General features: G+C 64.3%; 22 protein-coding genes. 6 read left to right on the top strand and 16 right to left on the bottom strand.

Features of this window, described 5'->3' with window-relative positions; translation table 11 throughout:
• Positions 1–67: 67 nt before the first annotated feature.
• Both IAE36_RS10895 and IAE36_RS10890 read right to left on the bottom strand, forming a co-directional pair.
• Positions 68–1,414, bottom strand: a complete 1,347-nt coding sequence (locus tag IAE36_RS10895) for a HAMP domain-containing sensor histidine kinase (protein ID WP_201212372.1) — start codon at positions 1,412–1,414, stop codon at positions 68–70.
• Positions 1,414–2,106 (bottom strand): response regulator transcription factor, encoded by a 693-nt coding sequence (locus IAE36_RS10890; RefSeq protein WP_201212370.1) that lies wholly within the window; start codon positions 2,104–2,106, stop codon positions 1,414–1,416. The genes IAE36_RS10895 and IAE36_RS10890 overlap by 1 nt, the downstream gene beginning before the upstream one ends.
• Positions 2,107–2,288: 182 nt before the next feature.
• Here IAE36_RS10890 and IAE36_RS10885 point away from each other — a divergent pair, with 182 nt between their 5' ends.
• Complete coding sequence (locus tag IAE36_RS10885) at positions 2,289–4,454, top strand: TonB-dependent siderophore receptor (protein ID WP_201212368.1); 2,166 nt, start codon at positions 2,289–2,291, stop codon at positions 4,452–4,454.
• Positions 4,455–4,729: 275 nt separating this feature from the next.
• Here IAE36_RS10885 and IAE36_RS10880 read toward each other — a convergent pair whose 3' ends face one another.
• The 9 genes from IAE36_RS10880 to exaC all read right to left on the bottom strand — a co-directional run bounded on the left by IAE36_RS10880 (position 4,730) and on the right by exaC (position 13,990).
• The gene (locus tag IAE36_RS10880; protein ID WP_060482362.1) at positions 4,730–5,431 is read right to left on the bottom strand and encodes an XRE family transcriptional regulator; all 702 of its coding nucleotides are present in this window, start codon (positions 5,429–5,431) and stop codon (positions 4,730–4,732) included.
• 194 nt (positions 5,432–5,625) lie between these two features.
• Positions 5,626–6,153: an inorganic diphosphatase gene (ppa, locus tag IAE36_RS10875; RefSeq protein ID WP_016484715.1), complete on the bottom strand. Its 528-nt coding sequence runs from the start codon at positions 6,151–6,153 to the stop codon at positions 5,626–5,628.
• 93 nt (positions 6,154–6,246) lie between these two features.
• Positions 6,247–7,062: a zinc-dependent peptidase gene (locus IAE36_RS10870; protein WP_201212366.1), complete on the bottom strand. Its 816-nt coding sequence runs from the start codon at positions 7,060–7,062 to the stop codon at positions 6,247–6,249.
• 18 nt (positions 7,063–7,080) lie between these two features.
• Positions 7,081–7,728, bottom strand: coding sequence for a DedA family protein (locus IAE36_RS10865; RefSeq protein ID WP_028633029.1), 648 nt, complete (start codon positions 7,726–7,728; stop codon positions 7,081–7,083).
• 188 nt (positions 7,729–7,916) lie between these two features.
• On the bottom strand, positions 7,917–8,375 hold the full coding sequence (locus tag IAE36_RS10860; protein ID WP_201212364.1) for a GNAT family N-acetyltransferase: 459 nt from the start codon (positions 8,373–8,375) through the stop codon (positions 7,917–7,919).
• A gap of 107 nt (positions 8,376–8,482) precedes the next feature.
• Positions 8,483–9,301 (bottom strand): ethanolamine ammonia-lyase subunit EutC, encoded by an 819-nt coding sequence (gene eutC / locus IAE36_RS10855; RefSeq protein ID WP_201212362.1) that lies wholly within the window; start codon positions 9,299–9,301, stop codon positions 8,483–8,485.
• An 8-nt stretch (positions 9,302–9,309) separates the two neighbouring features.
• Complete coding sequence (locus IAE36_RS10850) at positions 9,310–10,704, bottom strand: ethanolamine ammonia-lyase subunit EutB (RefSeq protein WP_028633026.1); 1,395 nt, start codon at positions 10,702–10,704, stop codon at positions 9,310–9,312.
• A gap of 46 nt (positions 10,705–10,750) precedes the next feature.
• A complete protein-coding gene (gene eat / locus IAE36_RS10845) occupies positions 10,751–12,199 on the bottom strand; it encodes an ethanolamine permease (protein WP_028633025.1) in 1,449 nt (482 codons plus the stop codon).
• Positions 12,200–12,469: 270 nt separating this feature from the next.
• Positions 12,470–13,990, bottom strand: coding sequence for an acetaldehyde dehydrogenase ExaC (gene exaC / locus IAE36_RS10840; protein ID WP_028633024.1), 1,521 nt, complete (start codon positions 13,988–13,990; stop codon positions 12,470–12,472).
• A 256-nt stretch (positions 13,991–14,246) separates the two neighbouring features.
• Between exaC and IAE36_RS10835 the strand changes: the two genes are divergently transcribed.
• The 4 genes from IAE36_RS10835 to IAE36_RS10820 all read left to right on the top strand — a co-directional run bounded on the left by IAE36_RS10835 (position 14,247) and on the right by IAE36_RS10820 (position 18,489).
• Entirely contained in the window at positions 14,247–16,163 is a 1,917-nt protein-coding gene (locus IAE36_RS10835) for a sigma-54-dependent Fis family transcriptional regulator (RefSeq protein ID WP_201212360.1), read from the top strand.
• 66 nt (positions 16,164–16,229) lie between these two features.
• A complete protein-coding gene (gene mpl, locus IAE36_RS10830) occupies positions 16,230–17,579 on the top strand; it encodes a UDP-N-acetylmuramate:L-alanyl-gamma-D-glutamyl-meso-diaminopimelate ligase (protein WP_201212358.1) in 1,350 nt (449 codons plus the stop codon).
• Positions 17,576–18,205 carry a flavin prenyltransferase UbiX gene (ubiX, locus tag IAE36_RS10825; RefSeq protein WP_028633021.1) on the top strand — a complete coding sequence of 210 codons (630 nt, stop codon included), beginning with the start codon at positions 17,576–17,578 and terminating at the stop codon, positions 18,203–18,205. The genes mpl and ubiX overlap by 4 nt, the downstream gene beginning before the upstream one ends.
• Positions 18,202–18,489, top strand: coding sequence for a YceK/YidQ family lipoprotein (locus IAE36_RS10820; RefSeq protein ID WP_201212356.1), 288 nt, complete (start codon positions 18,202–18,204; stop codon positions 18,487–18,489). The genes ubiX and IAE36_RS10820 overlap by 4 nt, the downstream gene beginning before the upstream one ends.
• A 3-nt stretch (positions 18,490–18,492) precedes the next feature.
• Here IAE36_RS10820 and IAE36_RS10815 read toward each other — a convergent pair whose 3' ends face one another.
• The 5 genes from IAE36_RS10815 to IAE36_RS10795 form a co-directional block, all read right to left on the bottom strand.
• Positions 18,493–19,137, bottom strand: coding sequence for an oxidoreductase (locus tag IAE36_RS10815; protein ID WP_201212354.1), 645 nt, complete (start codon positions 19,135–19,137; stop codon positions 18,493–18,495).
• 27 nt (positions 19,138–19,164) lie between these two features.
• A complete protein-coding gene (locus IAE36_RS10810) occupies positions 19,165–20,898 on the bottom strand; it encodes a C13 family peptidase (protein ID WP_201212352.1) in 1,734 nt (577 codons plus the stop codon).
• 204 nt (positions 20,899–21,102) lie between these two features.
• On the bottom strand, positions 21,103–22,209 hold the full coding sequence (locus IAE36_RS10805; RefSeq protein ID WP_201212350.1) for an acetoin dehydrogenase dihydrolipoyllysine-residue acetyltransferase subunit: 1,107 nt from the start codon (positions 22,207–22,209) through the stop codon (positions 21,103–21,105).
• Positions 22,206–23,228, bottom strand: a complete 1,023-nt coding sequence (locus IAE36_RS10800; RefSeq protein ID WP_201212348.1) for an alpha-ketoacid dehydrogenase subunit beta — start codon at positions 23,226–23,228, stop codon at positions 22,206–22,208. The genes IAE36_RS10805 and IAE36_RS10800 overlap by 4 nt, the downstream gene beginning before the upstream one ends.
• 33 nt (positions 23,229–23,261) lie before the next feature.
• Positions 23,262–24,239, bottom strand: a complete 978-nt coding sequence (locus IAE36_RS10795; RefSeq protein ID WP_201212346.1) for a thiamine pyrophosphate-dependent dehydrogenase E1 component subunit alpha — start codon at positions 24,237–24,239, stop codon at positions 23,262–23,264.
• 321 nt (positions 24,240–24,560) lie between these two features.
• Here IAE36_RS10795 and IAE36_RS10790 point away from each other — a divergent pair, with 321 nt between their 5' ends.
• Positions 24,561–26,414: a sigma-54-dependent Fis family transcriptional regulator gene (locus tag IAE36_RS10790; RefSeq protein WP_201212344.1), complete on the top strand. Its 1,854-nt coding sequence runs from the start codon at positions 24,561–24,563 to the stop codon at positions 26,412–26,414.
• Positions 26,415–26,470 lie beyond the last annotated feature (56 nt).

Raw genomic sequence — 26,470 nt, 5'->3', positions numbered from 1 at the left:
GCGTCTCGTCAGGGGGCAAGGGTTGAAACGCCAGATGATAGACAGCCCCGCCAGCGCGTAAAGCGCCTTAACTTTCTAAACCGTCAGGTGCCATGGGCAGGGTCAGGTGCAGCTGCAGCCCAGGGTTGCCATTGCTGGCCCACAGCCGGCCACCCTGCAATTCGATGGCGCGGCGGGCGATGGCAAGGCCCAGGCCGAACCCTGTGCCACTGCCCGGCAGGCGTTGGTAAGGAGTGAAGATGCGCTCCAGCTCATGCTCGGGAACGCCCGTGCCCTGGTCACGCAGGCACAGGTGCCAGCTTCCCCCTTCGCGCCAGCCGTCCAGGCTCACCCGGCCTGCGGGCGGGGAGTGGCGAATGGCATTGCGCATCAGGTTTTCCAGGGCCTGGGCCAGGCTGTCCAGATGGGCCTGGACAACGCAGTCGCTACCGAGCGAGCAGGGCAGGCGCTCCCGGCCCCAGCCACTTTCGAAGCAGATATCCTGGCACAGCGCCTCCCACACCGAAGCCATCAGCACAGGCTCGGTGGCCAGGCTGGGCTGTTCGGTATCCATCCAGGCCAGGTCGAGGGTGTTTTCCAGCAGCTTCTGCATATCGGCGACTTCGTAATCCAGGCGCTCGCGTAGCTGCGCTGCTGGCAGGCCGCTGTCATGGGCGATACGCAGCCGTGCCAGGGGCGTGCGCAGCTCGTGGGACAGGGTGCGCAGCAGCAGGCGCTGTTGCTCCAGGCTGTGGCGCAGGCGGGTGGCCATGTGGTCGAACGCCTGCGCCAGCTCGCCCAGTTCGTCGTGGCGGCCGTGCAAATGCAAACCGGGGCTCTCCAGGTCGTTGGCGCGCAGGGCATCGGCGCGGTCACGCAGGCGGTTCAATGGCGCCACAAGGTGCCTGTACAGCGCCAGGCCCAGCAGCAGCGCCAGCAGTGCCGGGGCAATACCGTGGGTGACCACGTGGGTCCAGGGGGTCAGCCCGGTGGGTAGCAGGCGCTCGGGCAGCTGCATCACCACCCGACCTTGCTCGGGGTGTTGCGCGAAGGCGATGCTCACGTAGGGCAGCTCATCCTGCAGGCGTCGGCTCATGGGCCAGGCCAGCTTGCGCATGAAGGTGAGGTGGCCGGCCTCTTCGGCGGTCAGCGGCGTGGTGCCCAGGCTTTGCAGGTGCGGGCCTACCACTGCGACCCAGGTGCCCTCGGTTGCCTGTACGTGCTGGCGCCAGGCTTCGACTGCAGGCGCTCCACCTGCCGCCAGGGCCTGTTCGGCCTGTTGGCCATAGCGCGCCAGGTACAGCTGGTCGGCCTCAGGCAGAAAGTAGCTGCCACGTTCAACACTCAGGCCCCACGTCCATATCAGCCAGGTCAGCAGCAGGCAGAAACTCACCTGCAGCAATGCCAGCTTCCATAGCAGCGGGTGACGGCGCATCACGCCTGCTCCTGGTCGACCAGCACGTAACCCTGGCCACGCACCGCCTGGATCTGCACATGCTGCACGTCGATGTCGGCGAGTTTGCGCCGCAGGTTGCACACGTGCACGTCAAGGCCCCGGTCCAGGCGGGTATAGGCCCGGTGCAGCACGGTCTGGTACAAAAACGGTTTGCTCAGCGGCTCGCCGGCATGGGCCTGAAGGGTTACCAGCAAGCGGAATTCGGAGGGCGTCAGGCCGGCCGGTTTGCCGCCGTTCAGGGCATCCTGCCGGTCCTGGTCCAGCAGCAAGTCACCAAGGGTTGCAAGGCGCGCGGGTTGGCGGGCAAACGCCGCCCGGCGCAGCAGCGCGTCCACCCGTGCATCCAGCTCTGCCAGGCTGAAAGGCTTGGGCAGGTAGTCATCGGCGCCCCGGGTAAAGCCGGTGATGCGGTCCTGCTCTGCGCCCAGCGCCGACATCAGCATCACCGGTACGGCCTGGCGATGGCGCAAAGCGTCGAGCAGGGTCAGGCCATCGATGCCTGGCAGCATGATGTCCAGCAACACCAGGTCGAACGGTGCCTGGGCAATGGCGCCAAGGGCCTGCTCGGCACAGGCGCAGGCCTGCACGCGAAACCCGCGGTCGAGGAAGTGGCGGTCCAGGTCGTGGCGCAGGCAAGGGTCGTCTTCGACGAGCAGCAGGGAGGTGGGCACGGGCAGCCTTGAATGAGAATATCTATCAGTTGTGGATCATCCCACTGTCGCCCCGGCAGGGGCAATGCCTGCGTGTGTTAAGAAGGTTAATCCTGCTGCACCCCTGATTTTGCTCCGGTATCGTTCGCAAAAAGCAACGTGTTTCGTTTGCGAATTATTTTTATTTGGGCGAAGGGTAGGTCATGAAGGGTTCAAACGGGGTGGGGCGTGTGCGCTGGGTGATGCTGGGGCTGATGGCGCCGTTTTCGTTGTCGGCACTGGCCGAAACGGTGGCGGTTCAGGCTTCGGCCGCAGACAGCACGCTCGATCTGCCGGCGCTGACCATCGAGGGCAACCGGCTCTACGACATGCTGCCATCGGAGCAGACCGGCGGTTACAGCGTGGACGCCGCCACGGTGGGGACCAAAACACCGGCTGCGCTGAAAGACATCCCGCAATCGATCACCGTTTATACTCAGGACTACGTCAAGGATCGCCAGTTCGTGCACCTGGATGACCTGGCCAAGTACACCGCCGGCCTGCGCACGCTGACCAACGACAGCGGCCGCTCCTCCATCTATGCCCGTGGCTACGAATACAGCGAGTTCAACATCGATGGCCTGCCGGCGCCCATGGCCAGCATCTTCGGTACCGTGCCGTCGCTGGTGGCCTTCGACCGTGTGGAAATCATGCGTGGCCCGGCGGGGCTGTTCAGCAGCACCAGCGAACTGGGTGGCATCGTCAACATGGTGCGCAAGCGCCCTACGGCCGAGTTCCAGGGCCATGTGGAAGGCCGCTACGGCAGCTGGGACACCAACCATGAAGAAATCGACCTGAGCGGGCCGCTGGACGATGCTGGCCGCGTGCGTGGCCGCCTGATTGCCTCACGCGACGACACCAATGGCGAGGTCGACTACAACGCCAACACCAGCAACAGTTACTACGGTGCGCTGGATGTGGACCTGGACGATGCCACCACCCTGTCGTTCGGGCTGATCCATGAGGTGAAGAACATCACCCCGCACAACGGCTACCCGGCGACACTGGCCGGCCAGGTGCCAGACTTCAGCCACTCCCGCTTCCTGGGTGCGGACTGGAACAGTTTCGACGGCAAGACCACCGACCTGGTCGCAGAACTGACCCACCGTTTCGACAATGGTGGTTATGGCCGTATCGCCGCCCGCGGCTCGCACCGTGATACCGATTACCTGTACGCCTTCACCGCCACCAATGCGGCCAATGGTGCCAACTCCGAACGCGCCAGCGCCCGGGATTTCACCCAGGACACCTACGCGCTGGACGCCAGCTACAGCCAGCCGTTCGAAACTTTCGGCCAGGTCAGTGAGTTCGTGGTGGGCAGCGACTACAAGAACTACGACACCGAGTACCTCAACGGCACCACCAACCTGGGGGCCATCAACGTCAATACCTACACGCCCAAGCGCTTCGCCAAGCCGTCGCCCAACTACAGCACCGAGACGGGGATGCAGGAAGAAGAATACGGCCTGTACTCGAAGGTGACCTTCCGCCCGGTCGAGCGCCTGGCGCTGATCGCCGGTGGCCGCTTCAGCTGGTACCGCGGCGACTTCTACACCACCACGCTCAAGACCGGCGCCACCACCAACGACAGCAAGCAGGTGGATGGCCATTTCACGCCTTACGCTGGGCTGGTCTACGACCTCACCGAGAACCACGCCCTGTACGCGAGCTACTCGCAGGTGTTCAAACCGCAGTCTGCCACTGATGGCAATGGCCGTGTATTGAAGCCGCGCGAGGGCGAACAGTATGAGTTCGGCTTGAAAAGCAGCTACTTCGGTGGCGACCTCAATACACGGTTCTCGGTATTCCGGCTGACGGATGAGAACCGCGCTACCACGGTGTACGACGCCGAGGGCGTGGCCACCAATGACTCGGCGGCATCAGGCAAGACCCGGGTAAAGGGCGCCGAGGTGGAAGTAAGCGGCAAACTGACGCCGAACTGGGAATTGCTGGCCGGTTACACCTGGATGGAAACCGAAACGGTCAAGGGTGATGCCGAAACCACCTTCTTCATCATGCCGCGCAACCAGGCTTCCTTGTGGAGCAAGTACACCCTCAGCGAGGGCCCGCTGGCAGGGCTGGCCATCGGCGGCGGCGTTTCGGCGATGAGCAACTTCCACTCGGAGAATGGCGGGGTTCGTATCGATGCACCGGGGTACGCTACCGTGGATGCCATGCTGTCGTACCCGGTGACCTCGAAGCTCACGGCCACGTTGAATGTGAACAACCTGTTCGACCGGGACTACCTGTCGCGGGTGGGGTCTACCTCTACGTTCAACTTCTACGGGCCGTCGCGCAGCATGATGGTGGGGGCGCGTTACGACTTCTGAGGGGTGACGCGCCTTTGAATCGACCTTACGCAGCCAAATAAAACACAATAAAAAGCCGGCTTGTGGCCGGCTTCTCGGGGACGCTTCCGGCTAATTTATGGTAAGCCGCAATCGCCTTAACAGGGTGGCCAGCAAAGGCCTGAAAAAGAAGGCAGATGCCCGTGTGGGGTATCGCCGAGCCCTCTGGGCCGCGGTTTGCACCGGGCGGGGCTGATGTGCGGCGTAGCATACAAGGCCCCAGCCATGATGCACAGCAAAAAATGGCACAGGGTGTGTCACCGCGGGCGTTGCTGGCGGAAGAACGCCCAGTGGAACACCCAGCCCAGAATCTCCAGCCCCTGGGCATGGCGTTGGGCGGGCGTGTAGCGCTCAACCGCATAGTTGTGCCGGTCGTGGCTGTGCAGGTACAGGGTGCCGTTCTGGCCAAGGCTGAGGTTGTGCACGCGCAAGGCCCCATTGAGCATCAAGGCATAGGTTTCGCCCTCGACAATCTGCGTCATGCCCATGTCGATTGCCAACGTCGCCTGCAGTGGAATCAGCGGCGCCATGTTGCCCGTGGGCATGGCCACGCACAGGGTGTTGTCGGGGTGTACCCCCAGCCCCTTCAAGGCATTGGCGGGCAGGCGCAGGTGGCGGCCGGCTACCGGGCACAGCAGGCCACTGCGCAACTCATGGAAGGGCACATTCACCACCCGGCCGCGCTGCACCGACAACGGGATGGGCACCTGGGCAGGCGCAGGCCGCGGCGCGCAATTGCGCAAAATCGCATTGGGGTGCTTGATGCCCTCGCCGCTGCGCAGCCAGCGGCGGTGCACGCAGAACAGGTCGGCAAGTTCGTCCAGGCGCGCCAGTGGCACGCCGCGGTTGAACCAGTTATTGACATGCTGTGGGGTCACGCCGCACTGGGCAGCGAAATCGGAGGCTGTAAGCCCGCATTCATGAAGCAGGGCCCTGAGGCGGTCACCGGATGTGTTCATGGCGCGAGTGTAGCGGCGAGGTGCCAGCAAGGATATGAACAGCAGGTTGACAGGGTTTGTAAGAAATACGGTGGTTTGTAGGGCTAAGACGTAAGACGTTGTAGGACCTGTTACCGGCTTCATTACACAGCGCGTGACGCGTTCAGCCGCCATAAAAAAACCCCGCCAAAGCGGGGTTTCTCATGCAAACGGTATCAGCCCTTGTAGGCAGCGACCGATTTGGTGATCGCAGCGCGGGCGGCGTCTGCGCCATCCCAGCCTTCGATCTTGACCCACTTGCCTTTCTCGAGATCTTTGTAGTTGGCAAAGAAGTGCTCGATCTGCTGGATCAGCAGGGCTGGCAGGTCGGTGTATTCCTTCACGTCCACGTACAGCTGCGACAGCTTGTCGTGTGGAACAGCGATAACCTTGGCGTCGCCGCCGCCATCGTCGGTCATGTTCAGCACGCCTACCGGGCGGGCACGGATGACCGAGCCTGGGGCTACCGGGTAAGGGGTGACCACCAGCACGTCCAGCGGGTCGCCGTCGTCAGCCAGGGTGTTGGGGATGAAACCGTAGTTGGCCGGGTAGAACATCGGGGTAGCCATGAAACGGTCGACGAACAGGGTATCGCTGTCCTTGTCGATTTCGTATTTGATCGGCGCGTGGTTGGCCGGGATCTCGATGGCGACGTAGATGTCGTTCGGCAGGTCTTTGCCCGCCGGAATCTTGCTGTAGCTCATTGGGCAGTGCCCCCGTGTTTGACCAAAAAAGTGGCGGCGATTATAGGCATATTCTGCCTGCGCATGCCACGCCTGGCCTGATGCAGCGGGGCGTCAGGCGGGGTGCTCACGGTACGCGGGGTGCTCCGCCTGCAATTGGTTGAGCCGGGCCAGCGGGTTCTGGCGGTAGAACAGCGACAGCTGGTGGTAGACCTGTGGGTAGGCCTGGTACAGCAGGTCGGGCCCACTGAAGAAGTACTCGCTGGCCACTGCAAAGAATTCCGCGGGGTTTTCTGCCGCATAGGGGTCGATGGCGGTTTCGGCGTCGGGGTTGGCGTCCAGCTGCCGGTTGAGGTCGTCGTAGGCGTGTTGCATGGCGCTGGCCCAGTGCTCGATCGACATGTCGCTGTGCAGGGGCGGCAGGCCATTGGCGTCGCCGTTGAGCATGTCCAGCTTGTGCGCCAGCTCGTGGATGACCAGGTTGTAGGCTTCCCAGCCACCGCTGGCCAGTACCCCGCTCCAGGCCAGGATGATCGGGCCCTGCTGCCAGGCCTCGCCGCTGTGCTCGCCGTCCCAGGCATGCTCGATGCCGCTGGCATCACGGTGGCGCTGGGGGCTCTTGAAATCGTCGGGGTAGAGGATGATTTCGTGAAAGCCCTGGTACCAATGCAGCTCGCCCAGGTGCAGCAACGGCAACTGGGCCTGGGCTGCCAGTATCAGGCGCTGCTGGTCGTCCAGCTCGACCCTCGGCAGGCATGTCAGGTGCTTGTCCAGCAGGAACAGAATGCAGGCTTCGCGCAGCCAGTGGTCTTCTTCGTCGCTGATGCCGTCGAGCATTGGCAGGCGCTCGCGCACGGCCTGCCATTGCTGGGGCGTGATGGGGTAGCGCGCCAGGGTGCGCTTGCGCCGCCAGGCGCTGAATGACCACATGGACGCAACGCCTGGCGGTCAGTGTGCCTTGGCCGTGCGGCCCAGGCGGGTGCGCAGCAGGCCCAGGATCATGGGTACCAGTGACAACACGATGATGCCCACCACCATCAGCGACAAGTGCTGCTTGATGAACGGCACGTTACCGAAGAAGTAACCCAGGGTGACCAGCCCACCTACCCACAGCAAGGTCCCGGCAATGCTGAACCCCAGGAAGCGGGGGTAGTGCATGTGAGCGATGCCGGCAACAAACGGGGCAAAGGTACGCAGGATGGGCAGGAAGCGCGCCATGGTCACGGTCTTGCCGCCGTGGCGTTCGTAGAAATCGTGGGTGCGCTGCAGGTAGTCGCGGCGGAAGATCTTCGAGTTGGGGTTGCTGAACAGACGCTCCCCGGCCGTTCGCCCGATGACGTAGTTGGTACTGTCGCCGAGGATAGCGGCGATCATCAGCAACCCGGCAAGCAGTACCGGGTCCATACCGCCCCCCGCGGCCACGGCGCCGGCGATGAACAGCAGCGAGTCACCCGGCAGGAACGGCATGACCACCAGGCCGGTTTCGCAGAAAATCACGGCAAACAGAATGGCGTAGATCCAGGGGCCGTAATTGGTGACCAGCAGGTCGAGGTACGCATCGAGATGCAGGATAAGGTCCAGCGGGTTGAAATCCATGTACAGCACCTGTGTTCTTGGTCGAAGGCTCGGTTAGCTGGGAGAGGGGAAACATTTCTCACATGACAAGTAGGCCATTATACGGCGAAGTCAGGATCATGCCCGGGGAGTTTGTAGCGGCGGGTTACGACGGAAGTCGTCCTCGGCTGGCCTTGTCGCGGGCATACCCGCGATAAGGCAACCGCAGGTCATTCCTGGCTGATGGGCAGGATGTAGTTGCGGAACTCGGTGTCCTCGCGAAACCCGATGGACTCGTAGGTCTTGTGCGCCACTTGGTTGTCGCTGCTGGTGGAAACCCGCATGCGCACGGCGTTGGTCTGGCGCGCCATCTTCTTCGCTTCGCGCATCAGGTGGTCAGCCACCAGCATGCGCCGGGAGTCCTCGGCCACATAGATGTCGTTGAGAATCCACACCCGCTTCAACGACAGTGACGAGAAGCTAGGGTACAGCTGGCAGAAGCCCAGCAGTTTGCTGTTATCGTCATCGGGCAATGCCAGGTAGATCACCGACTCTTCACGCGTCAGGCGCTTGCGCAGAAAGCTGCGAGAGCTGTCGGGGTAGGGCAGTTGGCCGTAGAACTCCCGGTATTTGACGAACATCGGGGTTAGCAGGTCGAGGTGATCCAGGGTTGCCTTGATGATGCGCATGTGCGGCCCTCAGCGTCCATGTGGAAAACAGTGCAACGCCAGCAGCGTCCAAGGCCATGCTGCCCAATGCCCGGGGCAAGTGCAATCTGCCCCACGTGACAGCTTGGTTAATCTTTGCCCAGCAGGAAGTTGCCCTTCTGGCTGGCCAGGTCGTCGCTTTCCAGGCTATGCACCTCGGCTTCGTCTTTCAGGTTCACGCCCGACAACTGGCGCCGGCAGGCTTCGCGCATCAGGTACAGCAGGCGGTGCGCTGCCATGCCGTAACTCAGCCCCTCCAGGCGTACGTTGGAGATGCAGTTGCGGTAGGCGTCGGTCAGGCCTACCCGGGGGGCGTAGGTAAAGTACAGCCCCAGGCTGTCGGGTGAGCTGAGCCCCGGGCGCTCACCGATCAGCATGACCGTCATGCGCGCGCCCAGCAATTCGCCCACTTCGTCGGCCACCGCTACCCGGCCTTGTTGCACCAGCACGACCGGCGCACAGGCCCAGCCGTCGGCGCTGGCCTGCTCTTCGAAGCGGGCCAGAAACGGCAGGGTATGGCGATGCACGGCCAGGGCCGACAAACCGTCGGCCACCACGATCGCCAGGTCGACCCCGCCGGGGTTTTGCTGGGCGTGCTGGCGCAGGGTTGCCGCCGACTCGTCGTTCAGCCGCCGCCCCAGGTCGGGCCGCTGCAGGTACTGGTGGCGGTCGCTTGCCGCGCTGTGCAGCAGCAGGCTGTGGCGGCCACGCTCGCTCAGCTGGGCAGCCAGGCCGTCAGCATCGAATGGCAGGTGCACCGCATCCCGTGCCTGGGCATGGGCATACTGGAAGTCCAACTGCGCGCCGGTGGGCAGGCTGGTGCCGGCGCGGCCCAGGGCGATGCGTGCCGGGGTGAGGTTGCGCAGGGCCAGCCAGGGGTTGTCGGCAGTAGGTGTGTGTTTGTTCATGGTCATCCCTATGCGAGCTGCGCCAATGCCTGGCGGAACGCCGGCGGCAGGTTGTCACCGAAACGCACCCGGCCGTCGGCCTGGGTGAAGATGCCGGTGCGGGCCAGCCACGCTTCGAACTCCGGCCCGGGTTTCAGGCCCAGGGTCTGGCGCGCGTACAGGGCGTCATGGAACGAGGTGGTCTGGTAGTTGAGCATGATGTCGTCGGAGCCGGGGATGCCCATGATGAAGTTGATCCCGGCCACCCCCAGCAGCGTCAGCAGGGTGTCCATGTCGTCCTGGTCGGCTTCGGCATGGTTGGTGTAGCAGATGTCACAACCCATGGGCACGCCCAGCAACTTGCCGCAGAAGTGGTCTTCGAGGCCGGCACGGATGATCTGCTTGCCGTTGTACAGGTACTCCGGGCCGATGAAGCCGACCACGGTATTGACCAGAAACGGCTTGAAGTGGCGGGCGACGGCGTAGGCGCGGGTTTCACAGGTTTGCTGGTCCACACCATGGTGGGCGTTGGCCGACAGGGCGCTGCCCTGGCCGGTCTCGAAGTACATCAGGTTCTGGCCGAGGGTGCCGCGCTGCAGCGACAGGCCGGCTTCGTAGCCTTCCTGCAACACGTTCAGGTTGATGCCGAACCCGGCATTGGCTGCCTCGGTACCGGCGATGGACTGAAACACCAGGTCCAGCGGTACGCCACGGTTGACCGCCTCGATTGAAGTGGTGACGTGGGTGAGTACGCAGGCCTGGGTAGGGATGTCGTAGCGCTGGATGATGGCGTCGAGCATCTCCAGCAGTGCGCAGATGGAGGCGATGCTGTCGGTGGCCGGGTTGATGCCGATCATGGCATCGCCATTGCCGTAAAGCAGGCCGTCGAGAATGCTCGCGGCAATGCCTGCCGGTTCGTCGGTGGGGTGGTTGGGCTGCAGCCGCGTCGACAGCCGCCCACGCAGGCCCATGGTGCCGCGAAAGCGCGTGACCACGCGAATTTTCTGGGCTACCAGCACCAGGTCCTGCACGCGCATGATCTTCGACACGGCTGCGGCCATTTCCGGCGTCAGCCCAGGTGCCAGTGCCCGCAGGCTGGTCTCGTCGGCCTGCTCGCTCAGCAGCCAGTCCCGCAGGCCGCCTACCGTCAGGTGGCTGACCGCAGCAAATGCCTGGGCATCATGGGTGTCGATGATCAGGCGGGTGACTTCGTCGTCCTCGTAGGGGACCAATGCCTCGCTCAAAAAGTGTGTCAGCGGGATGTTCGCCAGGGCCATCTGCGCGGCCACCCGCTCGCCATCGTTGCTGGCGGCGACGCCGGCCAGGTAGTCACCGGAACGCGCCGGGCTGGCCTTGGCCATCACCTCCTTGAGGCTGTCGAAGCGGTAGACCATCTGGCCGACCGTGTGCACGAAAGTTGCCATACAGGTTCTCCAGAGCCGCGGGCTGCCCCGCGGCAGGTGGCGATGATCAGTGCAGGGCCTGTTCGGCCTGCTGGATCGCGGCGAATTCCTCTTCCGGTGTGCCGGCTACCAGGTGGTGGCGGCTATAGAAGGCAAAGTACGCGATCAGCACCGCATAGATCACGGCGGCGCCAATCACCACCCGCGGGTCTACCAGGAAGCCCGCGACCACCGCGATACAGGCCAGCACCAGGGCCAGCCCCGAGGTGAAGATGCCCCCCGGCGTGCGGTAGGGACGCTCCATCTTCGGCCGGCGGATCCGCAAGGTGATGTGCGCCGCCATCATCAGTACATAAGACAAGGTAGCGCCAAAAACCGCCACCAGGATCAGCAGATCACCCTGGCCGGTCAGCGACAAGGCAAAACCGATGATGCCAGGGATGACCAGGGCCATCACTGGCGCCTTGCTCTTGTTTGTTTCCGACAGCTTGCGCGGCAGGTAACCGGCCCGGGACAGGGCGAAGATCTGCCGGGAATAGGCGTAGATGATCGAGAAGAAGCTGGCGATCAGGCCGGCCAGGCCCACCAGGTTGACAAAGCTGCCCATCCAGGTGGAACCACCATAGGCCTTGGCCAGGGCCTCGACCAGCGGGTTGCCGGAGGCCTTAAGGGCTTCGGAGCCCGCGCCACCTGGGCCTACCACCAGAATCAGCAAGGCAAAGGCAACCAGCACCAGCATGGCGCCGATCAGCCCGCGCGGCAGGTCGCGCTTGGGGTTCTTGGTTTCTTCAGCGGCCAGCGGCACGCCCTCCACTGCGAGGAAGAACCAGATGGCATAGGGGATGGCCGCCCACACGCCCACGTAGCCGAACGGCAGGAAGCTGCTGGCGCCTGCGGCGTCGGTAACGGCGATGTCGAACAGGTTGGCTGCATCAAAATGGGGCACCATGGCCACCAGGAACACGGCCAGTGCAATGGCCGCGACGGCGGTGATGGCAAACATCAGCTTCAACGCCTCGCCCACGCCGAAGATGTGGATGGCGATGAACACCACGTAGAACACCAGGTAGATCAGCCAACCGCCGATGCCGAACAGCGACTGGCAATAGGCGCCGATGAACGTGGCGATGGCGGCGGGGGCAATGGCGTACTCGATCAGGATCGCCGTCCCGGTCAGAAACCCGCCCCAGGGGCCGAATGCGCTGCGGGCAAAGCCGTAGCCGCCGCCGGCTGTAGGGATCATGGACGACAGTTCAGCCAGGGAGAAACACATGCACAGGTACATGGTGGCCATCAGCAAGGTGGCCAGGAACATGCCGCCCCAGCCACCTTGGGCCAGGCCGAAGTTCCAGCCGGCATAGTCGCCGGAAATCACGTACGCCACCCCCAGGCCGACCAGCAACACCCAGCCTGCGGCGCCCTTTTTCAGTTCACGTTGCTGGAAATAGTCGGAGCCGACCTTTTCGAAATCGACGGAAGAGCCTGCCGGCGAGCCGGCGGAATGATCGCTTGGCATAATTTCACCTTTCAAAAAAAAGCGGCAAGCGGCAAGCCATGATAAGCGGCAAGCTGCAAGCCATGAGCTGCAAGACAAAGCGAACTGCGCCCGGCTCGCCATCTTCTTCAGCTTGGAGCTCGCTGTTTGAATTTATGTAGTTGTTATCAGTGGCGAGCGTTGAGCCACGAAGATCACTAGCAAACTTCTAGCCACAAGCGAGCAACAGGGGCAGCCATGATGCGGTCCGCCCCTCTTGCCGCTTGTAACTTGCAGCTTGCAGCTGCCCTTTTAGAAGAAGCCCAGCGGGTTGATGTCGTAGCTCACCAGCAGGTTTTTGGTTTGCTGGTAGTGGTCGAGCATCATCTTGTGCGTTTCACGGCCGACACCCGACTTCTTGTAGCCGCCGAACGCCGCGTGGGCCGGGTACAGGTGGTAGCAGTTGGTCCAGACACGGCCAGCCTTGATCCCGCGGCCCATGCGGTAGGCGCGGTTGATGTCGCGGGTCCACACCCCGGCACCCAGGCCAAACTCGGTATCGTTGGCAATCGCCAGGGCCTCGGCCTCATCCTTGAACGTGGTCACGCTGACCACCGGCCCGAAGATTTCCTCCTGGAACACGCGCATCTTGTTGTTGCCTTTGAGCAACGTCGGCTGGATGTAGTAACCGGTGGCCAGCGAGCCCTCCAGTTTTTCCACCTTGCCGCCGGTCAACAGCTCGGCGCCTTCCTTCTGGGCGATGTCGAGGTACGACAGGATCTTCTCGAACTGCTGCTGGGAGGCCTGTGCGCCGACCATGGTGTCGGTGTCCAGTGGGTCGCCGCGCTTGATCTGCAGCACCTTCTTCATCACCACTTCCATGAACTGCGGGTAGATCGACTCCTGCACCAGTGCCCGCGACGGGCAGGTGCACACCTCGCCCTGGTTGAAGAACGCCAGCACCATGCCTTCGGCGGCCTTGTCGATGAAGCTCGGCTCGGCCTGCATGATGTCTTCGAAATAGACGTTCGGCGACTTGCCGCCCAGTTCGACGGTGGAGGGGATGATGTTTTCGGCCGCGCATTTCATGATGTGCGAGCCCACCGGGGTAGAGCCGGTGAAGGCAATCTTGGCGATGCGCTTGCTGGTGGCCAGCGCCTCGCCGGCCTCGCGGCCAAAGCCTTGCACCACGTTGAGCACGCCCTTGGGCAGCAGGTCGCCGATCAGCTCGACCAGTACGGTGATGCCCAGCGGCGTTTGTTCAGCAGGCTTGAGCACTACGCAGTTGCCGGCCGCCAGTGCCGGGGCCAGCTTCCACGCGGCCATCAGAATCGGGAAGTTCCAGGGAATGATCTGACCGACCACGCCCAGTGGCTCGTGAATGTGGTAGGCAACGGTGTTTTCGTTGATCTCGGCAGCGCCGCCTTCCTGGGCGCGTATGCAGCCGGCGAAGTAGCGGAAGTGGTCCACTGCCAGCGGGATGTCGGCGTTCAGGGTTTCGCGGATTGGCTTGCCGTTGTCCCAGGTTTCGGTAATGGCCAGCACTTCGAGGTTCTGCTCGATGCGGTCGGCGATTTTCAGCAGCACGTTGGAGCGGTCCTGCACCGAGGTGCGGCCCCAGGCATCGGCGGCCGCGTGTGCAGCGTCCAGGGCTTTGTCGATGTCTTCGGCAGTGGACCGTGGGAAGTCGGCAATCGGCTGGCCGTCCACCGGGGACGTGGTGGTGAAGTACTCACCCTTTACCGGAGGAACGAACTCACCACCGATGTAGTTGCCGTAGCGGCTCTTGAAGGAAACCTTCGCGCCTTCGGTACCGGGATGTGCGTAACGCATGGTGTGTCTCCTGGCTATTGTGTTTGTGTGGAGTTACCAAGCGTAGAGCAAAGCGCGGGCCACTGTGCCTTGGCTCAATAAAATCAATGGCTTGCGCCAGTACTTGGATGTTGCAGCCTGGCCCTTGTACCACGGGCGGTACGGTTGGGCATGACACTGTGTACCGTTTACGGCACAACGTTGGGCCGCTGCATTGCAAACCCCTGCGCGGTGGAGGATGCTGGGGCGATGCACTCATCTGCGGAGCACAACAACAATGCAGAGCAACCCATTCACCCGCCACGCCCGGCAAGTGCACACGGTGGCCCACGGCGGCGCCAGCGAGGGTGGCGGCGACCCGTCCATCGCTCGCTCCTGGCTGCGTTGCCTGGAGGACTATCACCTCGACCCGGCACTGATCGAGGCCCCGGTGGTGCTGGAGCATGGCCGCCTGCAGGAGAGCCGCGAGCGCCTGCGCCAGGTACTGCAAATTGCCGAGCACGAGATGAACAGCCTGCACCAGCAGCTCTCGGGTGCCGGCCACGCGGTGCTGCTCACCGACGCACGCGGGGTGATCCTCAACTGCGTCACCGCGCCTGCCGAGCGGCGCAGTTTCGAGCGCGCCGGGCTGTGGCTGGGCGCCGACTGGAGCGAAGCCCGCGAGGGCACCAACGGCATCGGCACCTGCCTGGTCGAGCGCCAGGCGCTGACCATTCACCAGCATGAACATTTCCGTGGGCGGCACACCGGGCTGACCTGCTCTGCGAGCCCCGTGTTCGACCCCCACGGCCAGTTGCTGGCGGTGCTCGACGTGTCGTCAGCGCGGCCCGATGTTTCGCGGCAAAGCGAATTCCACACCATGGCCATGGTCACCCTGTCGGCCAAGATGATCGAGAGTTGCTATTTCCTGCGCCAGTTCGAGCAGTACTGGCTGCTGCGTTTTCATGTACAGGCCGAATCGGTCGGGCTGTTCAGCGAAGGGCTGCTGGCGGTGGAGGGTGATGGGCGCATCTGCGCGGCCAACCAGAGCGCGCTCAACCTGCTGGGGCGCGTGCGCGGGGGCGTAGTCGGCCAGTCACTGGAAGACTTTTTCACCTGCCGCCACGACGAGGTATTCAGCCGAGCCACCCCGGGCGGCAGTGCGGTGTGGCCGCTGAACACCGTCGATGGCCGGTTGGTGTTTGCCAGCCTGCGTGGTCAGGCCCCCGCGCCGGTGTGGTCGGTGCCTGCGGCTCAGCCGCTGCCGGTGCCCGAGGTGCAGCCGCAGGTGTGCCTGCTGGACCCTGCGTTGCAGAACCACTTCCGCCGTAGCGTGCGGGTGTTCGAGCGCAATGTGCCGTTGCTGCTGCGCGGGGAGACCGGTTGCGGCAAAGAGGCCTTTGCCCTCGCCGTGCACCAGGCCAGTGGGCGGCGCGACAAACCGTTCGTGGCCATCAACTGCGCGTCCATCCCCGAAAGCTTGATCGAAAGCGAGCTGTTCGGTTACCGGGGCGGCAGTTTCACCGGCGCACGCAAGGAAGGCATGCGCGGCAAGCTGCTGCAGGCCGATGGCGGCACCTTGTTGCTGGACGAGATTGGCGACATGCCGCTGGACCTGCAGACTCGCCTGCTGCGGGTGCTGGAGGAACGCCAGGTGGTGCCGATTGGCGGCGAGCCCCAGGCGGTGGATGTGCGTATCATCAGCGCCACCCACCGTGACTTGCTGCAACGGGTGGAGCAGGGCACCTTCCGCGAAGACCTCTACTACCGCCTCAATGGCCTGGAAGTAGCACTGCCTGCGGTACGCGAGCGCAGCGACAAGGCCCAGTTGCTGGACTTCTTGTTCCGCGAGGAGGCCAAAGGGCAGTTGATCGACATCGCATCCTGCGCGCGCCAGGCGCTGCTGGCTTTCGCCTGGCCCGGCAATGTGCGGCAGATGCGTAACGTGCTGCGCACCCTGGTAGCGCTGTGCGAGCACACCCACATCGCTTTTGCCGATCTCCCAGACATCATCCGCGAGGGCTCGCCCCTGCGTGCAGGTGCCGGCTTGCCCGCGTCAGGGCCCGAAGCCCTGAAAGATGCCGAATGCCAAACACTCCTGGCTGCCCTGCAAGCAAAACACTGGCACCTCACCCGGGTAGCCGAGTACCTGGGCATCAGCCGCAATACCCTGTACCGGAAACTGCGCAAGCACAACCTCAACCGGCCAGCCTGAGCGAAACAGCGGGTGCGATTTATCGCGCCCTGGGCTACCCTGCCTCGATGTTTTGCGAGGTCGACCATGCATATTCACATTCTCGGTATTTGCGGCACCTTCATGGGCTCGCTGGCGGTGCTGGCCAAGGAACTTGGCCACCGCGTCACGGGCTCCGACGCCAATGTCTATCCGCCCATGAGCTCCCAGCTTGAAGCCCAGGGCATCGAGCTGACCCAGGGCTACGACCCTGCGCAACTCGACCCGGCGCCAGACCTTGTGGTCATCGGCAACGCCATGTCCCGCGGCAACCCGGCAGTGGAGTACGTGCTGAACAAGGGCCTGCCCTATGTGTCTGGCCCGCAGTGGCTGGCCGACCATGTGCTGCAGGGGCGCTGGGTACTGGCGGTAGCGGGTACCCACGGCAAGACCACCACCAGCAGCATGCTCGCCTGGGTGCTGGAGCACGCTGGCATGAGCCCGGGTTTCCTGATTGGCGGCGTGCCGCAGAATTTCTCGGTGTCGGCCCGCCTGGGCGCGACGCCCTTCTTCGTGGTAGAGGCTGACGAATACGACAGCGCGTTCTTCGACAAACGCTCCAAGTTCGTGCATTACCACCCACGCACCGCCATCCTGAACAACCTGGAATTCGACCACGCAGATATCTTCCCGGACCTGGCGGCCATCGAGCGGCAGTTCCATCATCTGGTGCGGACCATCCCCAGCGAAGGCCTGGTGATTCACCCCACCTCCGAACAGGCGCTGGAGCGGGTGATTGGCATGGGTTGCTGGACGCCGGTACAGACCACGGGCGATGGCGGGCAGTGGCAGGCGCGCCTGCTCAGCCCTGACGGGTCGCGCTTCGAGGTGCTGTTCGAGGGCCAGGTGCAGGGCGTGGTGGACTGGGCCCTCACTGGCCAGCACAACGTGGCCAATGCCCTGGCTACCCTGGCGGCAGCACGCCATGTGGGCGTGGTGGCCGCCATGGGTATCGAAGGCCTCAGCGCATTCAAGAGCGTTAAACGGCGCATGGAAAAGGTCGCTGAAGTCCAGGGTGTAACCCTCTACGACGACTTCGCCCATCACCCTACCGCCATCGCCACCACCCTGGACGGCCTGCGCAAGCGCGTAGGCGAGGCGCCGATCATTGCGGTGATCGAGCCACGCTCCAATTCCATGAAGCTGGGGGCGCACCGCGACGGCCTGCCCGAAAGCGTCAATGATGCCGACCAGGTCATCTGGTACGCGCCTGCCAACCTGGGCTGGGACCTGGCGGGCACTGCCGCACAGTGCACGGTACCGAGCACGGTGGCGGATAGCCTCGAGGCGATCATCGAGCACATCAAGGGCCAGGCCCGCCCAGGCACCCACGTGGTGATCATGAGCAACGGCGGCTTTGGCGGGCTGCACGGCAAGCTGGCAGAGGCCCTGAAGTGAGCGGGCCGCAGCGCATCACACTGGCCATGACGGGGGCCTCGGGCGCTCAGTATGGCCTGCGCCTGCTCGACTGCCTGGTACGCGAGGACCGCGAGGTGCACTTTCTGATCTCCAAGGCCGCACAACTGGTGATGGCCACCGAGACCGACGTGCTGCTGCCGGCCAAGCCTCAGGCCATGCAGGCGTTCCTTACCGAGTACACCGGCGCTGCCGCCGGGCAGGTGCGGGTGTACGGCAAGGAGGACTGGATGTCGCCGGTTGCGTCGGGCTCCGGCGCGCCCGCTGCCATGGTGGTAGTGCCCTGTTCGACGGGCACGTTGTCTGCCATTGCCACTGGCGCCTGCAACAACCTGATCGAGCGGGCTGCCGATGTGACCCTCAAGGAGCGTCGCCAGCTGATCCTGGTGCCGCGCGAAGCGCCGTTCTCCACCATTCACTTGGAGAACATGCTCAAGCTCTCCCAGATGGGCGCGGTGATTTTGCCTGCCGCGCCCGGGTTCTATCACCAGCCGCAGACCATCGATGACCTGGTGGATTTTGTGGTGGCGCGCATTCTCAACCTGCTGGACATCCCGCAGGACATGCTGCCGCGCTGGGGTGAGCATCACCTTGGGGTGGATGATTGAAGCGAGCGTTGGCCTGCCTGATGGCAGTGGCTGCGCTGGGCGGCTGCGCCACGGTGCGTACACTGGATGCGAATGTACCTGGGGCCCCGGTGGTGTATGCCGGGGCTCGGCTGGACTGGTACGTGATCAATGGCGGCTGCTGCCCGCGGGATCGGTTTGGTGTTGAGGCGCCCTATTTTGCAAAGGCTGACCTTGTGCCCAGCATGCTCCTCGATACCCTGCTGCTGCCACTGTCCCTGCTGACCGCAGCGGGTATCGAGTACAGGGCCTCGGGCGGCCTTTGACGGCTACTGCTTGCCCAGTTTTCGCAACTCGTCCGATTCGACGACGCGCACCCCGTCCTGTTCTTCCAGCGCCAGGCGCCACAGCGCCCTGGCCAAGGTGCAGGCCTCGATACCCCGGTATTTGCCCGGTATCAGCTTGGAAAACGGCGCCGCGAGTTTTTCTGTAAGGCGCGGGTGGCTGCGCTCTCCCAGTAGCAAAGAGGGGCGCACGATGGTGAGCTGTGGCCAGTCCTGGGCCTTCAATGCGTCCTCCATCTCACCCTTGACCCGGTTGTAGAAAATCGAGGATTTCGGGTCTGCGCCCAGCGCGCTGATCACCAACAGGTGACGGGCGCCCAGTTCCCGCGCCCGCTTGCTGAAGGCCACTACCATGTCCAGGTCCACTGCCCTGAACGCAGACTCGGAGCCCGCCTGTTTCAGCGTGGTGCCCAGGCAGCAATAGGCAATATCGACACGCCCACCCAGCTGTGGCAAGAACACCGCCGGGTCGCCGACGGGGTTCTCCAGGTGCGGATGTTCGGCCAGTGGCCGCCGGGTCGGTGCCAGCACCCGGGTGATGGTCGGCTCGTTGAGCAGGCGGTCGAGCAGGTGTTCACCGGTCAGGCCGGTCGCTCCGGCAAGCAGGACATGCTGAGGCGTCAAGTACATGATGTCTCTCCCTTGTTACACCCAAGCTTAGTGGTTGCGCGGCGTTTTTGCCTGCGCCCCCACCTTGGCATGGGTGGCATTGCGCAAGGCTTCTTCGGCTTGCTGGCTGCGCAGACGCTGCCAGTGTTCCAGCACCTTGGGCGGCGCCCACAGCTGCGGTTCAGACGCCTCGAAGCCTTCCCTTCGTTCACGTTCGGCAACACTGTCACGCGCCAGTTCAAACGCCTGTTTCAGGTCGTCGGTCTGGTTCAGTGCCTGGGCGAACAGGGCATCGCCAAAGTAGGTGAAGTCGGCTTCTTCCGAGCAGCCGAACGACACCCGGTCAGCCCGCGCTGCGGTCATGATCATGGTGCGCTCGTCCTTCAGGCCGGCGATGTAGCCACCGGAATAACAGGCAGAGATGACGATTACCTTGTCCCGGTCCTTGAGCGGTGCCAGGGCGCTGGCCAGCTCGTCGGCAGACAGGTCCGCCAGCTGCAGCCGTGGCTGGTCCAGCACCAGCTGGTGATCCTCGCTGCCGTGGCTGGTTAGGTAGATGAACAGCAGGTCTTGCGGGCCGCTGCGTTCTGCCAGAGCCTGGGCCGCGCGGGTAATGCTCTGGCGGGTGGCCATGGGGCGTGTGGCCATGAAGTCGCGGTGATTGACCAGGGTTACCTGGCCACGGGCACCGAAGCGTACCTTCAGCAGGTTGCTGACGTAGTCGGCCTCACGCAGGAACACGCTCTGCTGCCCGTCGCCGGCCACCACCAGGCTGTACAGCTGGATGGGCGCCAGCGAGCGCGGCACTGCCGCCAGCGCTTCGTCCAGCAGCCGGCCCTGGTTGAGCAGGGCGAGGTCGAGAGGGTCGGGCAGCAGCTTGCCGTGCTGGTCGCGCACGCGCACGCCGTTGGCCCAGACCCCGCTTTGCACCTGGCCGTTGGCCAGGGTCAGGCGCCCTTGGCCGTGGTAGGCATCGTTGAGCAGGTTACCCACGTACTGGCTGCCATCGGCCAGTTGCAGGCTGCCGTGGCCAGACATGCGCCAGTCGACGAAGGCGCCTTTGTAATGGCTGCCATCGCTGCCGAGCATTTCGCCTTCGCCCACCAGCGCGCCGTCCTTGAACTGGCCGATCCACACATCACCGTCGGCATTTTCGTAGCGGCCCCGGCCTTCCAGGCGGTTGTCCTTGAATTCACCGATGTACTGCTCGCCGTCGACGCTGTCGTAAGTACCGGTGCCTTGCAATTGGCCGTCCACGAAGCGCCCGCTGAACTGGTTGCCGCTGGCGTCGCTGCGTACCCCGGCGCCGTTGGGTTTGCCTTTGGCGAACAGGCCCTGGTAGCGGCTGCCGTCGGCCAGCTCCAGCTGGCCGGCGCCTTCGTACTGGTCGTCCTTGAACTGGCCACGGTAGGTCTGGTCGGCCTGCTTGAGGGTGCCTTCACCGTCACGGCGGCCGTGGCGGAAGGTGCCGGCGTAATGGCTGCCGGGGGTGATCAGGTCGCCCAGGCCTTCGAACAGGCCATCCTTGAACTGGCCACGGTACACCTCACCGTTCTGGCCATGCCATTCACCCTGGCCGTGCCACTGGCCATTCTTGAAGGTGCCGGCGTACCAGCTGCCGTTGGGGTAGTCGATGCGCCCTTCGCCCTGCAGAAGGCCATCGACCACCTGGCCTCGGTAGCGGCCGCCATCGGGCAGGCGGGCATCCGGCGGCAACAGGGATTCGCCATCGCCACAAGCGGTAAGCAGCAGAAGCAAGGTAAAAGGCAGCAGTGGACGCATGGCGATGACCGGGCAATAAGTTTGCCGAGTATGACGCAGATTGGGTGAGCGACGGTAGGAGGGAGGGAGGGCTTGAAGGTGCCCGCCCTGATGATTTTTCCGCCTGTGAACCCGAGCGCCGCCCGCTCCTACACTGGAATAATTGCCCACAAAAATGTAGGAGCGAGCGCAGCTCGCGATGGGCTGCGTAGCAGCCCCGGTCCTTCAGGCGCTGCGCAAAAACGCCAGCATGCTGCGATTCACCGCTTCGGCAGCCTCCATCTGCACCATGTGACCAGCCTCAGGCACCCGCAGCACTTCAACATCGAGGCCTTCGGCATGGCTGGCCGGGATGATCGCGTCCTTGCCGCCCCAGATCACCAGCGCCGGCTGCTGGGCAAGTACATGGCGCAGGTCGTGGCGCTGGGTATCGCCCTCGGCAAGGCCCGAAGCCAGCTGGCGCAAGGCACCGTCCACGCCCTCCAGCCGCTTGAACTTGAGCATGTCCTCCAGCATCTGCCGGGTCACCAGCGCCGGGTCGGCGAACAGCTGAGCCATTTGCGGTTTCAGGGCATTGCGGTTGGCGGCAGCCACGAAGCCTTGCAGGTACTGCCCATTGATATGCTCGCCCAGGCCCACGCTGGCGATCAGGCTCAGGCTTGCCACCCGCTGCGGGGCCATGCGCGCAATGTTCAGGCACACTGCGCCGCCCATCGAGTGGCCAGCCAGGTGAGCCTTGGTGATGCCCAGGTGGTCAAGCAAGGCCAACACGGTTTCGGCCAGCTCACCCAGGTCGCCGCGTTGCAGAGCCTTGGCCGACTCGCCGTGGCCCGGCAGGTCGAGGGCGATCACCCGGCGCTCGGCGGCCAGGGCGGGGTGGTTGTACAACCAGTTGTTCAGGTCGCCGCCAAAGCCGTGCACCAGCACCAGCGGCGTACCCCCTTCGCCCAGCTCGAACCAGCGTAGCAGTTGCCCGGCCACCTCGGCCTTTTGCGGGGCGGCCCCCTGGGCCTGGTCGGCGTTGCCCTCTGCGACGAACTCGGCCTGGAACCGCTGTACCACGGCATCGATTGCGGCCTCGTCAGCCTCGCCTTCGACCACCACCGCCAGCAGCGCCCCCACCGGCAGGGTTTCATCGGGTTTGGCCACCACGCGGCGCAGCACGCCGCTGAAAGGCGCCTCGACGCTGCTGCTGATCTTGTCGGTCTCCACGTCCAGCACTTCATCGCCTTTGCTGATCGGGTCACCCTCCTGCTTGAGCCAGGTGTCCACCCGGCCTTCGGTCATCGACAGGCCCCACTTGGGCATGGTCAGGGTATGGATCTGGCTCATGCGGCGCTCCTTTTCGCGTCGATCACCTTGCGTACGGCGGCCTCGATCTTGGCTGCGTCAGGGATGTACAGGTCTTCCAGCGCATCGGAGAACGGCACGGGGGTATGCGGTGCGGTCACCATCTCGATCGGCCCCTTGAGTGTGGCAAACGCCTTTTGTGCAACGAGCGCGCTGATGTCGGTGGCCACGGAACAACGCGGGTTGGCTTCGTCGATGACGACCAGGCGCCCGGTTTTTTCCACGCTTTCCAGAATGCTGTCCTCGTCCAGCGGGCTGGTGGTGCGCAGGTCCAGTACCTCGCAGTCGATCCCCTGGCGGGCAAGGTTGTTGGCAGCTTCCAGTGCCACATGGACCATGCGGCCGTAGGTCACCAGGGTCACATCGTCACCGTCGCGCAGGTAGTTGGCCTCGCCGAACGGTACGCTGTACACCTCTTCCGGCACCTCGCCCTGCAGGCTGTACAGCAGCTTGTGCTCGCAGAAGATCACCGGGTCGTTGTCGCGAATGGCCTGGATCAACAGGCCCTTGGCGTCGTAGGGCGAAGACGGGCACACCACCTTCAGCCCGGGAATGTGCGTCCACAGCGAGGTGAGCATTTGCGAGTGCTGGGCAGCGGCACGCAGCCCGGCACCGTACATGGTGCGCATCACCAGGGGCGTGACCGCCTTGCCACCGAACATGTAGCGAAACTTCGCGGCCTGGTTGAGTATCTGGTCCAGGCAGCAGCCGGCGAAGTCGACGAACATCAGCTCGCAGACCGGGCGCAGACCTTGGGTCGCGGCGCCCACCGCTGCCCCCACATAGCCAAGCTCGGACAACGGCGCGTCCAGCACCCGCCCGGGGAACTGGTGGTACAGGCCTTTGGTAACCCCCAGTACGCCGCCCCAGGCGTCATCCTCGCCCGGCGCGCCGGCACCGCCGGCGACGTCTTCGCCAATGATGAAAACGCTCTCGTCGCGGCCCATTTCCTGGGCCAGGGCTTCGTTGATGGCTTGCTGGTAGCTGATCTTTCTTGCCATGGTGATTCTCCTGTCGTTCTTGTTATGGGCAGCTCAGGGGTAGGCGACGTAGACGTCGGTCAGCAGGTCGGCAGGTTGCGGTTTGGGGTCGGCCTTGGCGCGCTGCACGGCGTCCTCGATCAGGTCTTCGATGCGCGCATCGATAGCGTCAAGTTGTGCGGCGCTCAGCCAACCGGCCCGGGTGGTCTTGTCGCGAAATTGCATCAGGCAGTCGCGGGTCTCGCGCAGGTTCTTTACCTCGTCGGGCGCACGGTAGGTTTGTGCGTCGCCTTCGAAGTGGCCGTAGTAGCGGGTGAGCTTCACCTCGACCAGCGAGGGGCCCTGACCACTGCGGGCCCGTTCGACGGCGGCGCCGGCAGCTTCGTGCACGGCAAAGAAGTCAAAGCCATCGATGGTCACCCCTGGCATGCCGAAGCCTGCTGCGCGGTCGGCGATGTGCTTGCAGGCCACCGACCAGTTCGAGGCGGTGGCTTCGGCATAGCCGTTGTTCTCGGCCACGAAGATGCAGGGAAGCTTCATGATCGCGGCCATGTTCATGGCCTCGAATACTGCACCCTCGTTGGAGCCGCCGTCGCCAAAAAACACCACCGCCACATCGTCACGGCCCTTGATCCTGGCCGCCAGCGCGGCGCCGGCCACAAGCGGTGCGCCTGCGCCGACGATGCCGTTGGCCCCGAGCATGCCTTTGCCCAGGTCGGCGATGTGCATCGAGCCGCCCTTGCCGCCGCACACACCGGTCTTCTTGCCGTAGATCTCGGCCATCATGCCGTACACATCCACGCCCTTGGCGATGCAGTGGCCATGGCCACGGTGGTTGGAGGCGATGCAGTCGCTGTCGCGCAAGTGCGCCATGACGCCGGCGGCCGAGGCTTCCTCGCCGGCATAAAGGTGGACAAAGCCGGGTATCTCGCCGGTGGCGAATTCGACATGCAGGCGTTCTTCGAACGCGCGGATGGTGCGCATCACCTCGTAGGCATGCAGCAGTTGTTCGGTGCTCAGTTGATTGGACATGTTGTTGTTCTCCGGGGTGTCTCAACGGTTCACAGCGTGCAGGCCCATCGCACGTGCTTGCCTGGGCTGGAGCAAGGCCGGTGCCAGCTTTGTGCAGGCTGCCGGAAAGGCCCGTTGCAGAGGGGCCCTGCATGCATTTCGCGATCAGGCTCGCCAGGCAGGCTGAGACGCCCGGTGCCGGCGCGCGGCTGCAGCCGGTGAAACGTTGAGACGCTGCGTCTCAAGCCAGCCGATAATCACCCCGTGCTTGTCGGGGCATGCCAGCGGGCGCTTAATGGCCGCACAACCATAAAAAGCTGTAACGAGAACCGGAGGGCCTGAATGCTTGCCGCGAACTCCCGAGCCCATGTCGACTGCGTCAGCCGGGTGCTGAAAAATGCCGACCGCCTGCCCCAGGCGCCGGTGCCACCGCTGATCCTGGATTCATGGCGCCGCTCCATGGAGCTATACCGCCTTGACCCTGCCTCCCAACAAGGGCCGCGGGTGCTTTCACCCAGCCTGCTGAACGAATGCCGCGAGCGTGCCGAGCTGTTTTTGCGCATTGCCGGCGATGCGGTGGCACGCCTGCATGAACGGGTGCGCGGCGCCGACTACTGCGTGCTGCTGACCGATGCCCAGGGCCGTACCATCGACTACCGCGTCGAGTCAGCCATCCGCAAGGACTGCCGCAAGGCCGGGCTCGACCTGGGCACCTGCTGGTCGGAGGGCGTGGAGGGCACCTGCGGGGTGGCCGCGGTGCTGACCAGCAGGGCCCCGGTCACGGTGCACAAGCGCGACCACTTTCGTGCGGCCTTCATCGGCCTGACGTGCACGGCGGCGCCGGTGTTTGACCCGCAAGGCGAGTTGCTGGGCGTGCTGGATGTATCGGCCCTGCAGTCGCCGGATGACCGTCGCAGCCAGCACCTGATTCGCCAACTGGTGGAGCAGACCGCGCGCGAGATCGAGAACGCGGTATTCATGCACAGCGCGCAGGGGCACTGGGTGATGCGTGCCCATGGCACCCCGGGCTACGTGGAAAGCCAGCCCGACTACCTGCTGGCCTGGGACGCCGATGGGCGCCTGCAGGCGCTCAACAGCCTGGCACGAGAGCACCTGGCGCAAAGGCTTGGGCGCTTGCCGGCGCACATCGGCGAGCTGTTCGCCCCTGAGCAACTGCGGCGTGTCAGTGCCTCCAGCGCCCAGCGCCTGCCAGGCCTTGCCGGGCTGTACGGCCGGGTCAGCCCGCCCCAGCGCCGCACGCCTGCGCGGGCCGTGCAGCAAGGCCAGGACGCGCGTATCGAGCAGCACCTGCAGTTGGCCACGCGGGTCAAGGACTGCGGCCTGGCAATACTGGTGCTGGGCGAGACGGGGGCTGGCAAGGAAGTGTTCGCCCGCCAGTTGCATCGCCTGAGCCGGCGCCACGAAGGGCCGTTCGTGGCCCTCAACTGTGCGGCCATTCCGGAAAGCCTGATCGAGAGCGAACTGTTCGGGTATGCGGCGGGGGCGTTTACCGGGGCTTCCAGCAAAGGGATGCAGGGGCTGTTGCAGCAGGCCGACGGCGGCACGTTGTTCCTCGATGAAATCGGCGACATGCCCCTCACCCTGCAAACCCGCCTGTTACGTGTGCTGGCAGACGGCGAAGTGGCGCCCTTGGGTGCGGCGCGGCGTGAGCACGTGGACATTCAGGTGATCTGCGCGACCCACCGGGATCTGGCGGCGAGGGTGGAGCAGGGCCAGTTCCGGGAGGACCTCTATTTCCGCCTGGCCAACGCCAGCTTCGCGCTGCCGCCGCTGCGTGAGCGTGAGGACCTGCTGGGGTTGATCCACCAGATGCTGAGTGAAGAAGCAGCCGGCTGCAGTACCGACGCCGTGTTGGCCAATGATGCACTGCAAGCGCTATTGGTGTACCGCTGGCCTGGGAACCTGCGGCAGTTGCGCCAGGTGCTGCGCTACGCCTGCGCAGTGAGTGAAGGCGGGCACATCCGGATGAAAGACCTGCCCCAGGCGCTGCAACACGACCCCCCTGTTGCAGATGCCCCGGGGGTATCGTGCCCCGCCCGGCAGTTGCTGCTCGATGCCTTGATACGTCACCGCTGGAAGCCGGCTGAAGCGGCGCGGGCATTGGGCATATCGCGCGCGACGCTGTATCGGCGCGTACATGAACACCGCATCGAAATGCCGCGGATGAAGGGGTGAGCACAGGCCCGGAAGGGGCCATAAAAAACCCCGGCACCAGGGCCGGGGTTGTTGAA

Origin of the sequence: Pseudomonas sp. S36, from assembly GCF_016647875.1 — a bacterium.
Lineage (GTDB): Bacteria > Pseudomonadota > Gammaproteobacteria > Pseudomonadales > Pseudomonadaceae > Aquipseudomonas > Aquipseudomonas parafulva.
This window is presented reverse-complemented; position numbering and strand designations above follow the sequence as displayed.

Bases quoted from the DNA above. Each gene is read 5' to 3' on its own strand.
- IAE36_RS10895 (WP_201212372.1), bottom strand. From the start codon at position 1,414: ATGCGCCGTCACCCGCTGCTATGGAAGCTGGCATTGCTGCAGGTGAGT.
- IAE36_RS10885 (WP_201212368.1), top strand. From the start codon at position 2,289: ATGAAGGGTTCAAACGGGGTGGGGCGTGTGCGCTGGGTGATGCTGGGG.
- IAE36_RS10880 (WP_060482362.1), bottom strand. From the start codon at position 5,431: ATGAACACATCCGGTGACCGCCTCAGGGCCCTGCTTCATGAATGCGGG.
- ppa (WP_016484715.1), bottom strand. From the start codon at position 6,153: ATGAGCTACAGCAAGATTCCGGCGGGCAAAGACCTGCCGAACGACATC.
- IAE36_RS10870 (WP_201212366.1), bottom strand. From the start codon at position 7,062: ATGTGGTCATTCAGCGCCTGGCGGCGCAAGCGCACCCTGGCGCGCTAC.
- IAE36_RS10865 (WP_028633029.1), bottom strand. From the start codon at position 7,728: ATGGATTTCAACCCGCTGGACCTTATCCTGCATCTCGATGCGTACCTC.
- IAE36_RS10860 (WP_201212364.1), bottom strand. From the start codon at position 8,375: ATGCGCATCATCAAGGCAACCCTGGATCACCTCGACCTGCTAACCCCG.
- eutC (WP_201212362.1), bottom strand. From the start codon at position 9,301: ATGAACAAACACACACCTACTGCCGACAACCCCTGGCTGGCCCTGCGC.
- IAE36_RS10850 (WP_028633026.1), bottom strand. From the start codon at position 10,704: ATGGCAACTTTCGTGCACACGGTCGGCCAGATGGTCTACCGCTTCGAC.
- eat (WP_028633025.1), bottom strand. From the start codon at position 12,199: ATGCCAAGCGATCATTCCGCCGGCTCGCCGGCAGGCTCTTCCGTCGAT.
- exaC (WP_028633024.1), bottom strand. From the start codon at position 13,990: ATGCGTTACGCACATCCCGGTACCGAAGGCGCGAAGGTTTCCTTCAAG.
- IAE36_RS10835 (WP_201212360.1), top strand. From the start codon at position 14,247: ATGCAGAGCAACCCATTCACCCGCCACGCCCGGCAAGTGCACACGGTG.
- mpl (WP_201212358.1), top strand. From the start codon at position 16,230: ATGCATATTCACATTCTCGGTATTTGCGGCACCTTCATGGGCTCGCTG.
- IAE36_RS10815 (WP_201212354.1), bottom strand. From the start codon at position 19,137: ATGTACTTGACGCCTCAGCATGTCCTGCTTGCCGGAGCGACCGGCCTG.
- IAE36_RS10810 (WP_201212352.1), bottom strand. From the start codon at position 20,898: ATGCGTCCACTGCTGCCTTTTACCTTGCTTCTGCTGCTTACCGCTTGT.
- IAE36_RS10805 (WP_201212350.1), bottom strand. From the start codon at position 22,209: ATGAGCCAGATCCATACCCTGACCATGCCCAAGTGGGGCCTGTCGATG.
- IAE36_RS10800 (WP_201212348.1), bottom strand. From the start codon at position 23,228: ATGGCAAGAAAGATCAGCTACCAGCAAGCCATCAACGAAGCCCTGGCC.
- IAE36_RS10795 (WP_201212346.1), bottom strand. From the start codon at position 24,239: ATGTCCAATCAACTGAGCACCGAACAACTGCTGCATGCCTACGAGGTG.
- IAE36_RS10790 (WP_201212344.1), top strand. From the start codon at position 24,561: ATGCTTGCCGCGAACTCCCGAGCCCATGTCGACTGCGTCAGCCGGGTG.